Source organism: Vagococcus fluvialis, assembly GCF_048815235.1.
In the GTDB taxonomy this organism is placed as follows: Bacteria; Bacillota; Bacilli; order Lactobacillales; family Vagococcaceae; genus Vagococcus.
Window position 1 is genome coordinate 1 of record NZ_JBMEAO010000032.1, and the last position, 15482, is coordinate 15482.

General features: G+C 29.7%; 15 protein-coding genes. 10 read left to right on the forward strand and 5 right to left on the reverse strand.

Features of this window, described 5'->3' with window-relative positions; genetic code table 11:
* Window positions 1–273: 273 nt before the first annotated feature.
* The 4 genes from ACODH8_RS14140 (at window position 274) to ACODH8_RS14155 (ending at window position 7119) form a co-directional block, all read left to right on the forward strand.
* Window positions 274–4368 (forward strand): RHS repeat-associated core domain-containing protein, encoded by a 4095-nt coding sequence (locus ACODH8_RS14140; protein WP_420517794.1) that lies wholly within the window; start codon window positions 274–276, stop codon window positions 4366–4368.
* Window positions 4369–4400: 32 nt separating this feature from the next.
* Window positions 4401–5192, forward strand: a complete 792-nt coding sequence (locus ACODH8_RS14145; RefSeq protein WP_420019082.1) for a hypothetical protein — start codon at window positions 4401–4403, stop codon at window positions 5190–5192.
* 272 nt (window positions 5193–5464) lie between these two features.
* Window positions 5465–6028, forward strand: a complete 564-nt coding sequence (locus tag ACODH8_RS14150; RefSeq protein ID WP_420019081.1) for a recombinase family protein — start codon at window positions 5465–5467, stop codon at window positions 6026–6028.
* A gap of 56 nt (window positions 6029–6084) precedes the next feature.
* Window positions 6085–7119: a hypothetical protein gene (locus ACODH8_RS14155; protein ID WP_420019080.1), complete on the forward strand. Its 1035-nt coding sequence runs from the start codon at window positions 6085–6087 to the stop codon at window positions 7117–7119.
* A gap of 332 nt (window positions 7120–7451) precedes the next feature.
* On the opposite strand, the gene ACODH8_RS14160 is transcribed toward ACODH8_RS14155, so the two are convergent.
* Together ACODH8_RS14160 and ACODH8_RS14165 are read right to left on the reverse strand one after the other, a co-directional pair.
* Entirely contained in the window at window positions 7452–8951 is a 1500-nt protein-coding gene (locus ACODH8_RS14160) for a hypothetical protein (RefSeq protein ID WP_420019079.1), read from the reverse strand.
* A gap of 219 nt (window positions 8952–9170) precedes the next feature.
* On the reverse strand, window positions 9171–9545 hold the full coding sequence (locus ACODH8_RS14165; protein ID WP_420019078.1) for a hypothetical protein: 375 nt from the start codon (window positions 9543–9545) through the stop codon (window positions 9171–9173).
* A gap of 257 nt (window positions 9546–9802) precedes the next feature.
* On the opposite strand from ACODH8_RS14165, the gene ACODH8_RS14170 reads away from it, so the two are divergent.
* The 6 genes from ACODH8_RS14170 to ACODH8_RS14195 all read left to right on the forward strand — a co-directional run bounded on the left by ACODH8_RS14170 (window position 9803) and on the right by ACODH8_RS14195 (window position 13470).
* The gene (locus tag ACODH8_RS14170) at window positions 9803–10882 is read left to right on the forward strand and encodes a hypothetical protein (protein WP_420019077.1); all 1080 of its coding nucleotides are present in this window, start codon (window positions 9803–9805) and stop codon (window positions 10880–10882) included.
* 18 nt (window positions 10883–10900) lie between these two features.
* The gene (locus tag ACODH8_RS14175; protein WP_207059376.1) at window positions 10901–11188 is read left to right on the forward strand and encodes a hypothetical protein; all 288 of its coding nucleotides are present in this window, start codon (window positions 10901–10903) and stop codon (window positions 11186–11188) included.
* A 187-nt stretch (window positions 11189–11375) separates the two neighbouring features.
* Window positions 11376–11912, forward strand: a complete 537-nt coding sequence (locus ACODH8_RS14180) for a hypothetical protein (RefSeq protein WP_420019076.1) — start codon at window positions 11376–11378, stop codon at window positions 11910–11912.
* A gap of 353 nt (window positions 11913–12265) precedes the next feature.
* A complete protein-coding gene (locus tag ACODH8_RS14185) occupies window positions 12266–12835 on the forward strand; it encodes a helix-turn-helix domain-containing protein (protein WP_207059374.1) in 570 nt (189 codons plus the stop codon).
* A gap of 77 nt (window positions 12836–12912) precedes the next feature.
* Complete coding sequence (locus tag ACODH8_RS14190) at window positions 12913–13191, forward strand: hypothetical protein (RefSeq protein ID WP_420019075.1); 279 nt, start codon at window positions 12913–12915, stop codon at window positions 13189–13191.
* Between the two features lie 36 nt (window positions 13192–13227).
* Window positions 13228–13470, forward strand: a complete 243-nt coding sequence (locus tag ACODH8_RS14195) for a hypothetical protein (protein WP_420019074.1) — start codon at window positions 13228–13230, stop codon at window positions 13468–13470.
* 90 nt (window positions 13471–13560) lie between these two features.
* Here ACODH8_RS14195 and ACODH8_RS14200 read toward each other — a convergent pair whose 3' ends face one another.
* From ACODH8_RS14200 to ACODH8_RS14210, 3 genes are read right to left on the reverse strand one after another with little or no spacing between them, the layout of a single operon-like run.
* On the reverse strand, window positions 13561–13917 hold the full coding sequence (locus tag ACODH8_RS14200) for a hypothetical protein (RefSeq protein ID WP_420019073.1): 357 nt from the start codon (window positions 13915–13917) through the stop codon (window positions 13561–13563).
* Window positions 13918–13939: 22 nt separating this feature from the next.
* A complete protein-coding gene (locus tag ACODH8_RS14205) occupies window positions 13940–14128 on the reverse strand; it encodes a hypothetical protein (RefSeq protein WP_167800356.1) in 189 nt (62 codons plus the stop codon).
* Window positions 14125–15402, reverse strand: a complete 1278-nt coding sequence (locus ACODH8_RS14210) for a Y-family DNA polymerase (protein ID WP_420517795.1) — start codon at window positions 15400–15402, stop codon at window positions 14125–14127. Before ACODH8_RS14210 ends, ACODH8_RS14205 begins: the two co-directional genes overlap by 4 nt.
* Between the last annotated feature and the right edge of the window lie 80 nt (window positions 15403–15482).

Genomic DNA, 15482 nt, shown 5'->3' on the forward strand with positions numbered 1-15482 from the left:
AGTCACTTTAACCATAGCAGAAAGGGGTTCTTTTTTCATCACTTAACGGGTGAAGATGAAAAAGTAATTGTAAGCTGCCGTGAGGCAGTTTCACATGGTTTTAATTAAAAGTATGAATTATTCAGGTACAATGCTTTTAGCCAAGAAATAGGGCTATTCGGAAAAGGATGGATTTCTAGCTTCGAGGATAGATTAACAGAAATTCCAGAAAAGGATGAAATTCACTGGATTGAATCCGACGGTAAACAAAATATTTTTAAGAAAAAAGGGAACATGTATGAAGCTCCTCCAGGACTGTTCTCTGAAATAAAAAAAGATAATAATACTTATGTGAAAACTGAAGAAGATAAAAGTAAAACAATTTATTCAAAAACTGGAAAGTTATTAAAAGAAATAGATAAAAATAATAATACAATAGAATACAGCTATAATGAAAAAGATAATATTACTAAGATTAAAGATGCTAGTGGTCGGGAAATACAAGTATCTTATCAAACTAATGATTTAGTTGATAGCATACAGCTACCAAATAGTAAAAAAATATCGTTTTCTTATGATGAGTCTGGTCGCTTAATTGAATCTAAATCAGCTAGAGCTAAAACATATGGATATGGATACAATGAACAAGACCAACTTATATCTTTATTCGAACCGAAACATACAAAAGAAAAACCTCAAGAAACTCAATATATTTACGAGGGTAAAAAATTAAAAGAAATTATTGATCCAGTTCAAAAGAAAACTCAGTTAACTTTTGATGAAAAAGAACATACTACTACTTTAACAAATGAACGTGGAAAGAAAACTACTTATCATTATTCAAAGGCTGGTAATCCAGAAAAAATAGTAGAAGATAGTGAAGGGCTAAAACTGACAACTTCCTACCAATATGAATCTAATAATTTAATAAAAGAAGTTAACCCAAAAGGACAATCTGAGACATATACCTATGATTTAGATGGAAATATACTGACATTTACTGATGGCTATGGAACAGAACGTTATGAATATAATAAAAATAATGACGTTATTTCTGAAATAGATACTGAGAATCAAAAAACAACTATAGCTTACGATGGGGCAGATGCATTATCAGAAACTATTAATAATGCCGAAACATCTTCCTTTGCGTCATATGACCAATATGGAAATATTTTAAAAGAAAGTGCTTCTTTAGGTACTGGTGAAAATTTAATTCTAAATAGTGGTTTTGAGACAGGAACAAGTCAAGGTTGGTATACTTGGTACAATTATCCTGGTAAAAAAGAAGACACTAAAGGTTCTTTAGCTGTTAGTCAAATTGAACGAGCTTCTGGTTCTTTAAGTGGTAAACATGCTTTAAAAATAGTGAGTGAAGCTTCTGGTCAAGCAAAAGCGGCTACAGCTGCTGCTCAGCGATTTGATGTTGAACCTAATACAACCTATACATTAAGTGCTGATATTAAAACAACAGATATGAAAGATTCTCAAGCTTTCTTAGATGTTTGGTTAATCCAAGCAGATAATACAACTGGTGAAGGTTGGAGAAATAATCGTGAGACGGCTATTCAAGGTAATAGTGACTGGGTTAGAAGACAAGTAACATTTACAACCACAAAAAATACGCGACGAATTGGTATTTATTTAAAGAATGAACAGTTTGAAGGAAAAAAAGGAAAAGGAACTGTCTTTTTTGATAATGTACAATTAGAACGTGGAGGTGTTCATACTGGTTACAACCCTGTTGATAATAGTGGTTTAGAAGATGCAAAAGGAATAAAAGATATTAATGGTTTTGTTCTAAGTGGAACTCAAACTAATATCGGATTATCTGATGAAAGTTTTACTGGTTCTCATAGTTTTCAAATGACACGAAAAACACCTCAAGAAGGTAATGGTTATATTTCACAGTATGTTCAGCTGAATCAACAAAAAGAAGCTCCTATTACAATATCTGCATTATCAAAGGCTGAAAATGTAAAAGCAGGTGATGGTAGTAGTTCTCATAAAGATTATTCTTTATGGGCAGATATAATTTATCAAGATGGTACTATAGAATATAAACACGAAAAATTCCCAACCGGTACTCAAGATTGGAATCGAGCAGCGATATCTGTTCTGCCTACTAAACCTATTAAAGAAGTAAAACTTTTATTTATGTTCCGAAACAGTATGACTGGAACAGCTTATTTTGATAATTTAAGAGTTATGGAAGGAAATAGATTAAACGAAAAAGTTTATGATTCAAAAGGAAATTATGTTGTTGATCAGTATGATGAAGAACGTCGAAAAACAAGTTTTACTTATGATGAAGTAGGAAATGTATTGACTCAAACTGACGAAAAAGGACAGCAAAAATCCTTCCAATATAATGAGGACAATCAGCTATTAGTTACTCGATTAGCAAATGGTACTGAAGTTAAATATACTTATGATGATAACGGGAATATAGTCAAGAGAGAGATTTTAGCAAACGGCCAAGCACAAACTCATAGTTATCAATATGATGCAGATGATAAAACGACCCATTATGTTGACCCTTTAAACCGTCAAATTTTATATCAATATGATGCGAGTGGTAATGAAACGAACGTAAAAATGCCAACTGGTCATGAAATTAAAAACGAGTATGATTCAGCAGATCGCCAAACGAAAGTTTCGTGGGCAAATAAGGCAGCTTACAGTTTTCAATATGATCCTAATGGAAACCAAACAAAAGTTATTGATCACTTGAATCAACTTACTGTAGATAAACTTTATGATGATGCGAATAGAATTACAAATGTAATAGAGCGTGGGGGAAGCGTGTCATACGAGTATAAAGACAAACCCTCTAAAGACAACAAAGGTAAAACTGATAAGGTTGCATCAGTTATTGTCTCAAAAGGTTCTTATACAAGAAAAGTAAACTATGAATTTGATTCACTAAATCAAAACACAACTGTTCATGATGGTGATAAAAAATACATTTTTGACTATGATGAGTTTGGGAACAAAACCTTGTACACTGCAGGTAATGGTACCATGACTAATTCAACTTTTGATCAAACAAATAAACTCACTGAAGTAGCTATTGGCTCACCTACACAACAACAACTGTTAAAAGAGCGATATACATATGATGCTAGCAGTAACCGTACTAGTATAACGCATACGGATGACAAAAAAACTACCTATACATATGACAAAATAAATCAATTAACAGAAGAAGTACTACCAACAAACGAGAAGCGTAACTATACTTATGATGGATTTGGAAATAGAACGAGTGTATCAATTAATGGTCAGACCAAAACCAGTACATTTAATACAGGTAATCAGTTAACGAGTTTTAACGGTCAAGAGTTAACCTATGATGTTAATGGCAATCGATTATCTGATGATAAATTTAATTATAAGTGGGACGAGGCTGATCGCTTAGTGGCAGTGACTAAAAAAGGCGAAACTAACGCCTTTACAGCTTATACTTATGATGATGATAATCGAAGACTTTCAAAAACAGTCAATGGTCAAACTATTAACTATCATTACGATGGGGACAGTATTGATGTATTATATGAAACTGACAATAATAATAATGTACTTCGCCAATATATCTATTCAGACGACAATATTCGTCTTGCGATGAAGAGTGGGCAACAAACAGTTTATTATCATTATAATGGACATGGTGATGTTATTGCCCTAACAGATGAACAAGGTAAACAAGTAGCAATCTATAGTTACGATGCTTGGGGAAACGTTTTAAAGAGTGAAGCTACAACAACTATAGCCAAAAGTAATCCATACGGCTACGCTGGCTATACATACGATGCTGAGATTCAACAATATTACTTAATGGCACGTTATTATCACCCTGAACATGGTGTCTTTACATCAATAGACCCTGACCCTGGTGATGACGATGATCCTTTAACAATGAATGGTTATGCTTATGCAGATAATAATCCGGTAATGAAAATTGACCCAGATGGACATTTTGCGATAGCAGCAGGTTGGGGAATCTATATAAGTGCAAAAGTTATTGGTACAGGTATAGCCATGGCTGCTGGTGCTTATGTAGGTTATCGTATGGCCCAAAAAAGACCCTATAAATCCAATGCAAGTAAAGCTAAAAAAGGTAAAACTAATTGGGGACATATAAAAAAAGGACATGGACCTAAATCAAAGGAGCCTAACAAAGGTAAATTTAGAAGTAATAAAACTATGAAAAAAACTACTAGGAATACAGCTAGAAAAGGTAAATCACGCCCTGGTAAATTCGGAAGAACTATCTACGAGAAAACATATAATAAGAATGTAGGAAAGAAAGGAAATGGACGTCCTACTAACAGAGTAAGAGTTATTAAGGGAAAAAATGGAGATATTATAACTTCATTTCCATACTAAAGATGTATATCTTATTATAGAAAGGTAAATAAATGAAAATCCAAAAAAAAAATCACGACTCAATACCTATTATTTACGATGAAAATTTATGTATAGGCAACTATTTTTATGAAGGAGAAACTTTGGTTGTCAAAATGGATGAAAAAATCTTAACTACGATTACTGAGAGTTTTATAAAAACACAAGAAGTACTATTAAAAAAAATTATTATTAAAGATAATATCGTTTTTTTACTAATGTCATCAGATATTGAGGACTATCTTTTTATAAATGAGTGCTTAATTCAATTGGGAACTGGGGTAACAAATTTTATGTCAATTGAGAGTAGTGTCTATATTGCTTACTCTGAAGAGGGAATTTTTTCTGAACTTGAACCATCAATGTTCGGAATTGTGGAATATGATATAGAAAAAAGAAATATTTCTACTATTTTACCTGAAAATTTATTTGAGCAAATAATTGATATTGAATGTGTAAAAGCTATTTCTAATAAACTTTTTTTAATAGCAATATTTGAAAACTATGAACAACATCTAATAATTTATGATAAAAAAAATAGTCAAATTTATAATATCCAATTACCAGAATTTGAAGATAGTATAATCGATATTTATTGTACAAGTAAATATTATTACTTTTTCACTTTTAGTTCAGTATTTATCTTAGACACAAAATTATACCTAGTGAAATCATTTAATTTAAGTAAGTATATACCTTCAGAAATTTTCAATATTTTAATACATGAAAAACATATTTTATTTGAAAGTAAAACAGAGTATTATCTTGAAGATATTAATACATTTATTAATTTGTTAGAAATTTAAATTGTCTTTAACACGACATTCTAAAATACTAATCCAAAATTTCAATAAAAATATAAATACTGATTGTAAATAAATTACTCGTAAAATAATATACTTATTTTGACCACCAAAAGTGTCCAGTAAATCACCATATACTGGACACTTTTTATTTTTTACTTTTTTCAATATATTTTTGACACTTTAATGTTCATTAACCCATTCGCTAATCAACGTTCATTAATTACTATCTGATTAAGTTATGTTACAATAAATTTAACAAGGAGCTGACTTTTATGAAAATTGGATATGCGAGAGTTTCAACAGGATTACAAAATTTAGATCTTCAGGAAGATAGTTTGATATCTGAAGGGTGCCAAAAAATTTTTACAGATAAAATTAGTGGGGCAAAAAGTAAAAGACCTGGATTAGAAAATGCAATTGATTTTGCAAGAGAAGGGGATACAATTGTTGTTTGGCGATTAGACCGTCTAGGAAGAAATATGCAAGATTTGATTACTGTTGTGAATCAGTTAAATGACAGAGGAGTCAGCTTTTATAGTATTCAAGAAAACATCACTATGGATAAGTCTAGTTCGACTGGCCAACTGATGTTTCATTTGTTTGCAGCATTTGCTGAATTCGAAAGAAACTTAATACTTGAACGATCTGCTGCTGGGAGAGAGGCTGCTAGAGCAAGAGGACGCTTCGGAGGTAGGCCAGAAAAATTAACTAAACAAGATTTTCAGCTGATGAAAAGATTAATAGATAGTGGAACACCTATAAAAACAGTTGCAGAACAATGGAATGTTTCTAGAACTACAATTTACCGTTATCTCAATAAAGACGACAATCATTAAACATAATTGTTAGTTTCAATAAATTCTAACATCAATAAAAAATGAGGATGGGCACTATGAAAGAAATACTTGAATCCACGATGGATATTCCAACTAACCAAAAACAAATAAAGGAAGAGATATTTAGCTCTTTTAAAGTTATTTTAAGTACAGAACCTAATTTTATCAGAAAAGCAAAGACAATAATTTGTTATGAAACACATCTTCCTTTCTCATTAGGTCTATCCGAAGGATTTGCTTTTAAAGTAATTAATAGAGAACAAATTTTTATATATAGCGAAAAAGTCAAACATGACCATATGTCATCTGTCATAAAATGCTATGGATTCACTAAAAAAAAATGTACTAAAGTTACAGACCAGGATAAAGGTTTGGTAATAGAAAATAGCCTTAATACAATTAATGATATTATTAAAATAATTAAATCAAAATTTGGATATACTAATTTATTTCTACTTAATAACGCTAATAGAGATCATGTAGATATGCTATTTACTTATAGTCTAGACTTAAGAATAGTATCCCATGCTGCAACAGTAATAAATGTTGATAGTATCTATTATCCTACGGAAGGAGAACACAAACCCTTGTTTACTTCAGAAGATGAATATAATTATTTATTAAGTAAACTGGAAGATAAAAAGATGGATCGAATGATTGATGCCTTTTATTATTTTTGTTTATCTAAAGAAAATGAACTTGATAAAAACTTTAATTCATCAATTATTAATATGCAAACAGGATTTGAAATTTTTGTATACTATATATTTAATAAATTCATTGAAGAGGGAATAATAAACAAACCTAATGGGCATGTTTCCTATAAAAATGTTCTAGAACACCACATCGGACCAAAACTAGAAACAGAAACTTATAAATTTAATTTTGAAGACCCTGATTGTTCCTTATCTCAATACTGGAAATATGTCTACTCTTTTAGGAATGATATCGTACATGAAGGCCATATTATAAGCTACAATGATTATTTTAACTTAGTTAAACCAGCTTGTGATAATTTTGTTAAATCACTTGATATTGTTTTAAATGAAAAATATCCTCAATTAAATATAAAAATAGAATACTCAAAATAGAATATAGTTTTTCACATAAATTGATAAATAACACCTCTATCGTTGAAATAAATCTAAATTTTAACGATAGAGGTGTTTATTATATGTCTTATAATGAAATTTATAAACAAAAATACGAATAGTTCAAATTTAAATAAAAGTTTAGCGATTACCTTTAATACATTTCTTCAAAAATTAATGCAAGAGGATTCTAATGCTTTTTAACACAGAACTACTCACCTAAACTTTCTAGAATCGCTTAAAATCCTTCTCTGAACACAATATTTTCTAAAATATTAGGTTTTTATTTAATTTGGTTTACATAAGATATAATAGATAGTGTAAACTATTTATTATTTATTCAAACTTATTAGTCGTTCTATTTTATTGGTTTTATCATCAATTCCTGCTAAAAATTCAGGATAATCACTTAGAATATTAATAAAATACGTAACTAATTCCTGATTATCTACAAGTGGTAACTTTCTTAATACTCTGAAAATATCTGGTAAGAAGAATTCATTATATTTACTTGTCGTATATCCTTTTATTATAATTGAATCTTCATAGTAACAATATGATAAGCCATCACCATTTAGTATCGATTCATATAATTCTTGCTTAATTTTATTTCTTGATTGATTATCTTCAATAGAAAAATATACATAATCAGTTAAAAATACTGGTTCATTATTACTTCTTTTATTATTAATAATATCTTCAAAATTATGATGCTCATTATCTTGGCCAAATATATAGCTGTTTTCTTCATCAACCCAACAAATGTTATGTATAATATTATAATTATAATCATTTTCATGAAATTGAAAATTTGAAGTGTTAAATATTTTCATAATCAAATCAAAACGTTTTTCATTCTTTAACAATAAGTGAGTAATTTGTTCAAATACAATCATTATCACTTTATTAGAAATATTTTCTTGGATTAGTAAATCCCTTAATTCTTCAAAAGGAAAATGGTTGTGATTCAATTCTATCGAAAAATCGATATTCTTATCAAAAAACCTCTTATATTTCCCAATTATATAATTCACTAAACTAGTATTTTCATCCAACTCATATTTATCAAACAAATCTTCTCTATTAATCTTTTTTAAATTATATAAAGATATATGATTTGCTGCATCTTCACTTTGAACTAAAGCAATTTCACATAAACTTAATGTTCGGTCATTAATTGGAAGATATTGAAGTACTCTCCAATCATTCTCGACAGCTTTTTTATTATATAAGTAATGATTATCTGCATATAAATTTGATGTAGAAAATAACCTTTCAGCGCTATCACTATAACCATACTTTATTAATGACGTACATCTTTCATATAAGAAATCCTTTGTAACAAAATCGTAATTTGAAGGGCTATAACTTTCAATCAAGTGATCATCGATATAAGCTCCTTCATCATTTCCATAATAAATAAAAAATCTGTAATTTAATGGATTATTTTCAATTAACTTCTCTATAAAATACTTAATTTGTTGTTTTTCAAAATCTTTAGGGTTACCTATTCCTTTATAGGACAACACACAAATACTATAATATGCTATACCAAAAGCTTTTGATTTTTGTAAATCATATTCATATTGATCTATTCTGTAAAGCCACTTTAATCCATCTTCAACAAAGTTTTCATGAAAAGGTATCTTATTATCAAATGTTCTACTATTTTGTAATTCCTCTTCTTTTCTGTAAATTTCATTTCTAGCTTCTGCTCTTGCATCTATATTTTTTTCAATTTGTCCAAATACATTACGTTTTTCTTCATTTAATTTATCATCTTTCATTTTCCGTAATGCTTTAATATAAAATAAATCTCTTAAAAAAGACATTTTAACCCTCCTAATACTGAATTATCATTTCGTTATTTAATCACTCGGTTTGCATAATGCTTATTAAAACAACTAGCACTGACCACGTGCTTAAAACGACTAACTTTGTGATTTGAAATTGGTCTAGGTAAAAATGATAGTTAGAACCTTGATTTAACAACTTTTTCATTTTTCATTAGATTGTGATTTTTTATAAAAATATTTACGTTGATTAGTTATTTAATTAAACTCTTTAGCTAATTCTTTAGCAAACATTCTGGGTGCATTTGCTTCTGTATGTGGTCCTGTACCAGTTAAAAAGGAGATTCTTCCGTCAATTAATTCATTGTCAGAATTGTAAGTGTATTTGCCTGATCCTGACTTATAGTAAAACCTAACAAGATTATCATGAACAACTACTGCTTTAACACCTCTAGAAACATTAATAGCAATGTCATTAATATATGATTCAGGAATACCATTGAAATATTTCTCTCTGTAATTGTTATTAGGTATCTCTATTTCTTCATTATTGCTGTTTGAGAATTTCTTTAATATCAGTCCCGCAACGCTTAAACCTAAAGCACCTAGTATCTTTTTGGTATTTCTATTCATTTAAGTTACCTCACCTTACCATATTTATAACACACTTTAATAATACGTTCAAAAGCTTATTAAATCAATCTGACTATCTGAATGATAAAGGGAAACTGCTGGTACAAAGTAAAACAATATGGTCAACCAATTAATCACCGTATTATTTGATACGTATTTGTTACAATATACGTATCAAATAATACGTATATTAATATTGACACGTATCGTTTGATACGGTAATATTGTATTATAAATAAATGAAAGAGGTTTTTTAAATGACTAAAAATATATTTGCAATTGATCTAGGAAATAAATCGGCTAAAATTATTAGAAATGGTGGTAAAGCTGTGTCTATACCTTCAAGATACATAGATACTTTGTTTGTAGATGGTTCAGGAAGGCTTGATTTTGGAGCAGAAAGTTTTAACAAGAACGAAAGTGTAAAAAAATACAAAATGATTCATTCCGCTTCTTCTTATTACTTTGGGGAAGGCATCCACTCTTTAGGGAAAGACGGACACATTGAACAATCTTTAGCGTTTGGGAAACAACGTTATGAAAGTCAAATTTTTAAGGATATGCTTAGTTTTTGTATTTGTGAGTTGGCTTCTGAATTTTTAGAGGATATTGTAAAGGCTGAGTTAGTGATTGGTTTTCCTTCCGAAGATTTTTCAAAAGAAAATTTTCAAATTATTGAAGAATATGCAAAAAGACAACATTCAGTAGAAATCAATGAAAAAACTGTTAACGTTGATATAACAAAAGTTTATGCAATTCCACAATCAATAGGTACTTATTATGATACTATTTTAAACGAGGACCTAACTTTTAAAAATGAGGAATTATCACAACAAAAAGTTGCTGTCATAGATATTGGTGGCTTAACAAAACTATTTGATATTGTCACAAATTTTAAAATGGATACTGGAGAAAGACAACAAAAGGATACTGGCATGTGGACCTTATACAATATGATTCAGGAATTTCTAGACGTTGATAGTTCGATTAAACCAAATATATTTGAAATAGAGAACTGCGTGACTGCTGGGATTAAAAGTGGTGGTAAAGAATTTATCTACTCTCCAAATAACTATAGTGGATCAAAAAATACTGTAAATTTAACCGATGATGTAGTCAAATGTATTGATTTATATACAAAACACACTGTAAACGAAATAAAAACTAGTTTCCCACATCTTTCATCAATTGACTGTTTGATTTTCACCGGTGGAGGTAGTAGAGTAATAAACAAAGATATTGTTTCTTCTTCTTTTAACAATATGAAAATTTTGTATAGTGAAGGAGGACAATTTTCAAATGTTAAAGGATATTTAAAACATGGTCTCACACAGTAGAAAAGGAGTACTACTTAAATGGAAAAACCAAAGAATAAACGCATCGAGATAAGCTTAAACCCTAATAAAGTTGATGAAAAAGAAATATTAGAATTTTTAGAGTCCACTTATGAGGAAAAAAAGAAACCTATTGCTATTCAATTTAAAGAAGCTATGAAATTCTATATGAAACATCACGACAAGATTAATTCTTACCAGGAATTAACTAACAATCAAGAAGTAAGCAAAGAATCTAAAGAAAGTTTAACAGCAGATTTTACTGCACCATCTACTTTTACAGGATTTCAAGGCTTAAGTAGTGACTAATACCTTAAAGAAAAAGATTTAAAGCCTTCAGAATAACTCTGAGGGCTCTTTAACTGGCAAAATTTCTATAATACGAATTAGAAATATATAAAATGCAGCATATAAAACTATATCATTCAAATTTTAGAAATTTTAATACAATGTTAACTATTGATATTTATATATATAAAGAGAGTGGAGTTAGAAAATGAAATTGTATCATACAACAAATAGAGGAAAAAAAATAAATACTGAAGGCTTAAGAAATGTTAGAAAAAAAGGCATAAATCATATTGAAAATTTTATTAGAAGAAAAATACTTGATAAGAAACGTCCACAAGAATTCAAAGAATTTAAAACACAAAAAGCTATTTATTTTTTTAGAGAAAATGAACTAGGCAAAAATTTAAAAGTGCATTTTAATAATACTATATTTATAGTTGATTCAGAAAAATTAGACCGTAGCAAAATAAGAGTTTTTAGTTATAGCATATATCAAGAATTGCAACGTACATGGCAGCTTAATTATAGGAAAAGAAAGAACATCATAAAACGTTACTGGAACAATTCATTAACTTTAGAAGATTATGAGGTTTTAGAAAAAAAAGGGGAAATAGACTATATTCCCGAATTTTTATACTTTAACGAAATTATTTCTTTAAACAATATAAATAAATGGAACCCAAAAAAATCAGAAAAAGAAAAGATCTTAAATGACTGGAAAAAGAATCAATCAGAGAAATAAAAAACGTAATAAGAGCTAATTATGCCATTAGCTTTAATTACGTTTTTTTTTCTTTCTTTATATTTTTTCGCGTCATAACTTTTTTATACCAAGACTTTTCATCTGAATCTAAGATATTTCCTATTTGTGGAGTTGAAATTGGCACTCTATACAGATAGATGCAGCGTTCATTGTAACCACTCATAAAACCTGTATAATCTTTTAAAAAAATGACACCTGACCTCAAGCAGCAACTACTTTATCTCTTTAATATTACTAGTAATATTAACTGGTTAATGATATAATTATGTTACTAGTAATATTAAAGTAAATTCTACAAAACAATGACAAGACTAAGCTTAAGGAGTGGTTAGATGAATACTGAAGAAGCATTACTTCTATTAAAACTAGATAACATTACAACAAGTCCTCAAATGCTTAGACGTTGGATTAGGCAAGGAAAAATAAAAGCCACAATGACAACAAGGAAAGAGGGGTATGTTATTGATAAAGAATCATTTTATAATTTTCTAGATTCAAAAAAAACTGAGTTATCAAAGACGAAAGAAAGTTTACCTGGTTACAGTGCTGGCTATAGAGAAGGTTATGAGTCTGCAAAAAAAAATCAAGAATATCTAATTAACTATGCAGTAAAAAAAAGGGAAGAAGAACTAATAAAAAAAGGATTATTTGAAGATACCATTACATATTCAAAAAGTGACCTGTTAACTAAATTCCCACAAAGAAAAGAACTTCAACAGCATCTAACATCACTAGATATTACTAAAGTAACTCTTAATCATTTAGGTAATTGGGTATTTGATCCGTACTTTTATATTCTGATAGATACTAATTTATTGCCTTACCCAAACAGACGTCTCAAAAGTCGTTTAAAAGAACAGTATACTCTTGAATTATTCAAACATTTTGAAAGTAATAAATAATTATGAAGTAGTCTATTTGACTTAATAAGCAATTACAAGCATAGGCTACAGAACACTGACAGGAAGAGGGTTAAAAATTGGAAATTCAGTTTGAATATTTTATTGGATTAATAAAGATAGAGAATTGGAAAATAGAAAAAGGGTTAAATGAAGATTTAATTATTGGAAAAAACGAAGATTATTATTTCACTTTGGGAGATAACCATGATTCGAGTGACCAAGCAATGTTTAATATTGAGTTTAAGGAAAATGTTATAGAAAAAGTTTTTTATGAAAAAAATGAGAATATTGAAATGAATATTGAATTATTTAGGAACATAAAAACTAATGAATATACAGGCGTTGTTAGAAAGTAATAGACTACAAGGCAGTAATAAAGAGGTGAGAGTATTTTGTTAATTCATGGTCAAGAATCAGGTAATAGTTATGGTTGTGTTTATTCTATTAAAACATCTGAACTTAATTTAGTAGTTCAATTAAAATGGCAAAATGATTTTTTTAATTACAATAAAGATGAAATAGAAGAAGAAATAAATGGTGGAAATATTAGTTCAGAAATGAAACTTGCATTATTCCAATACATAGAAAAAACTAATCAATTAATGTTTAGATCTTATAGAGAAAAAACGAGTTAGTATTAATAAAATACTAGCTCGTTTTATGGTTAAGGTGTACCCATTTCAAAATTCTAATTTCTATAATCTTTGATAGCTTCATAACATATCCTATTTAAACCAGGGAGTTTCATCTACTTCAATGACACTTCTTATTTGTGGTATTGGAATAGGTACATTATCAATATAAATAAAACGTTCATCATAACCACTCACAAAGCCTGTATAATCTTCTAAGAAATTACCTTCAATGTCCTTAATATTCAATTGAATAGAAATTCGTTTATTCTTATATATCGCAAAATCTACAATTTCAAATATCAGTTCCATTGACATTTGATCTCGACCAGCAATCACTTTATTTCTTTCAGTTGAGGCTTTATTAATATCTGCCGTATGTTCAGATAGATAGAAACCATTGTACTTTACAATCCCACGGTCCTCGTAATAATCATTTAATTCAATCATTTCCTCACCTCTTTAATGATGTTTATTCTTTCTGCTGAAGATAATCTCCTGGTATATTGGCCCAAAAAGTGAACAGTTCTTCGCCAACTGCAATGGCCGTATTATCTCCAAAAGCAGCAAATTCATATTCAAATTCGCTATAAGTAATTTCCTCCGCTTCAAACGCTGCAATCAAATCATAAAATTGTTTTTCTAACCTATCGAATATCATTGATTAATCCCTTCATTACCGCCTGCATGACCACCGACAAGTGAAGCTCGTTTTAATGCCGTTGAACCTTCCATATAGCTACTCGCATGTACCAGGGAAGAAAAACCATACCGATTCCTGATTGTATCGACAACCTCGTCCAGCTCCTTGTTAGCAATTATTTCTGTTGGTTCATCAAATAAATTTAACTGAAGGGACGTATCATCTGTTAATTTTGAATAACTAACAGCTATATTTCTAACTGCCATTTTTGGGTTATAAAACTTATCAAATAATCGCATACAGTGAGCCGTTAGCTCCTTTGATTGATTAGTAGGTTGAATAGTCGTTTGTCGATTAAAACCACGTTCAGAATCAAATCTAGAGTATCCTATGGTTAGTCTAACACAAGACGTTTGTTTTCCACTTGAACGTATCCTTGTAGCCACTTGTTCAGCAATTTCCCTTATAACTATTTTGATTTCTGACACGTCTGTATAGTCTTTCATTAACACTTGACTGTTTCCTATAGATTTTGATTTAGGGACGTATACGTCTGATAATTTCGTTCTGTCCACTCCCCAACTATGAGCGAATAATTGTTCACCCATAATTCCCATACTCGCCTTCAGACTAAAGTAATCATAACTAGCTAACTCTTTAATTGAATAGATCCCCTTATTATTTAGTGTTTTTTCTGTCCTGGTATTTATTCCCCAAAAGTCAGTCATACTCTTAATTTGCCAAACAGTGTTTGGTACATCTTCATATCTCCAGGTAGCAATCATATCTCTATTTTTCTTAGCTTCATTGTCTAAAGCAAGCTTACTCAACAAGGGATTGTCCCCGATTCCAATTGTACAAAATAGGCCAGTTTCATGATAGATTTCTCTTTGAAATTGGACCGCAAACTCATAAGCATTCATATGAAATAGTCTTTTAGAAGCCGTTATTCGAATAAAGGTTTCATCTATAGAATAGATCAGGATATCTTCATCTGATACGTACTGACGAAAGATATTATTAATAACTAAATTCTTTTGGATATAAAGGTTCATACGTGGAGGAACAATCAACAAGTCTTTATGGTAAGGCATATCATATTTTCTAGTCACATTAGATATTCCTAGCACCTTTTTTGCCATTGGAGAAGTCGCTAAAGCTAACCCTCCCCCACTTTCTGCATTACTCATAACCACAAGCATCGTTTTTAAGGGATTTAGACCTCTTTCTACGCATTCAACGCTGGATACTGATAGGTAAGCTTTTGAAATAGTCTCCAGCTTTTCCCCCAGTCCACACCGTACGTGAGACTTTCACCTCATACGGCGTTCCATCAAAGTTTACTAACAAATATCATACAGTTATAGATTCA

Excerpts from the sequence above, each read along its gene's own strand:
- ACODH8_RS14140 (WP_420517794.1), top strand. The coding sequence starts at position 274 with ATGTATGAAGCTCCTCCAGGACTGTTCTCTGAAATAAAAAAAGATAAT.
- ACODH8_RS14145 (WP_420019082.1), top strand. The coding sequence starts at position 4,401 with ATGAAAATCCAAAAAAAAAATCACGACTCAATACCTATTATTTACGAT.
- ACODH8_RS14150 (WP_420019081.1), top strand. The coding sequence starts at position 5,465 with ATGAAAATTGGATATGCGAGAGTTTCAACAGGATTACAAAATTTAGAT.
- ACODH8_RS14155 (WP_420019080.1), top strand. The coding sequence starts at position 6,085 with ATGAAAGAAATACTTGAATCCACGATGGATATTCCAACTAACCAAAAA.
- ACODH8_RS14160 (WP_420019079.1), bottom strand. The coding sequence starts at position 8,951 with ATGTCTTTTTTAAGAGATTTATTTTATATTAAAGCATTACGGAAAATG.
- ACODH8_RS14165 (WP_420019078.1), bottom strand. The coding sequence starts at position 9,545 with ATGAATAGAAATACCAAAAAGATACTAGGTGCTTTAGGTTTAAGCGTT.
- ACODH8_RS14170 (WP_420019077.1), top strand. The coding sequence starts at position 9,803 with ATGACTAAAAATATATTTGCAATTGATCTAGGAAATAAATCGGCTAAA.
- ACODH8_RS14175 (WP_207059376.1), top strand. The coding sequence starts at position 10,901 with ATGGAAAAACCAAAGAATAAACGCATCGAGATAAGCTTAAACCCTAAT.
- ACODH8_RS14180 (WP_420019076.1), top strand. The coding sequence starts at position 11,376 with ATGAAATTGTATCATACAACAAATAGAGGAAAAAAAATAAATACTGAA.
- ACODH8_RS14185 (WP_207059374.1), top strand. The coding sequence starts at position 12,266 with ATGAATACTGAAGAAGCATTACTTCTATTAAAACTAGATAACATTACA.
- ACODH8_RS14200 (WP_420019073.1), bottom strand. The coding sequence starts at position 13,917 with ATGATTGAATTAAATGATTATTACGAGGACCGTGGGATTGTAAAGTAC.
- ACODH8_RS14205 (WP_167800356.1), bottom strand. The coding sequence starts at position 14,128 with ATGATATTCGATAGGTTAGAAAAACAATTTTATGATTTGATTGCAGCG.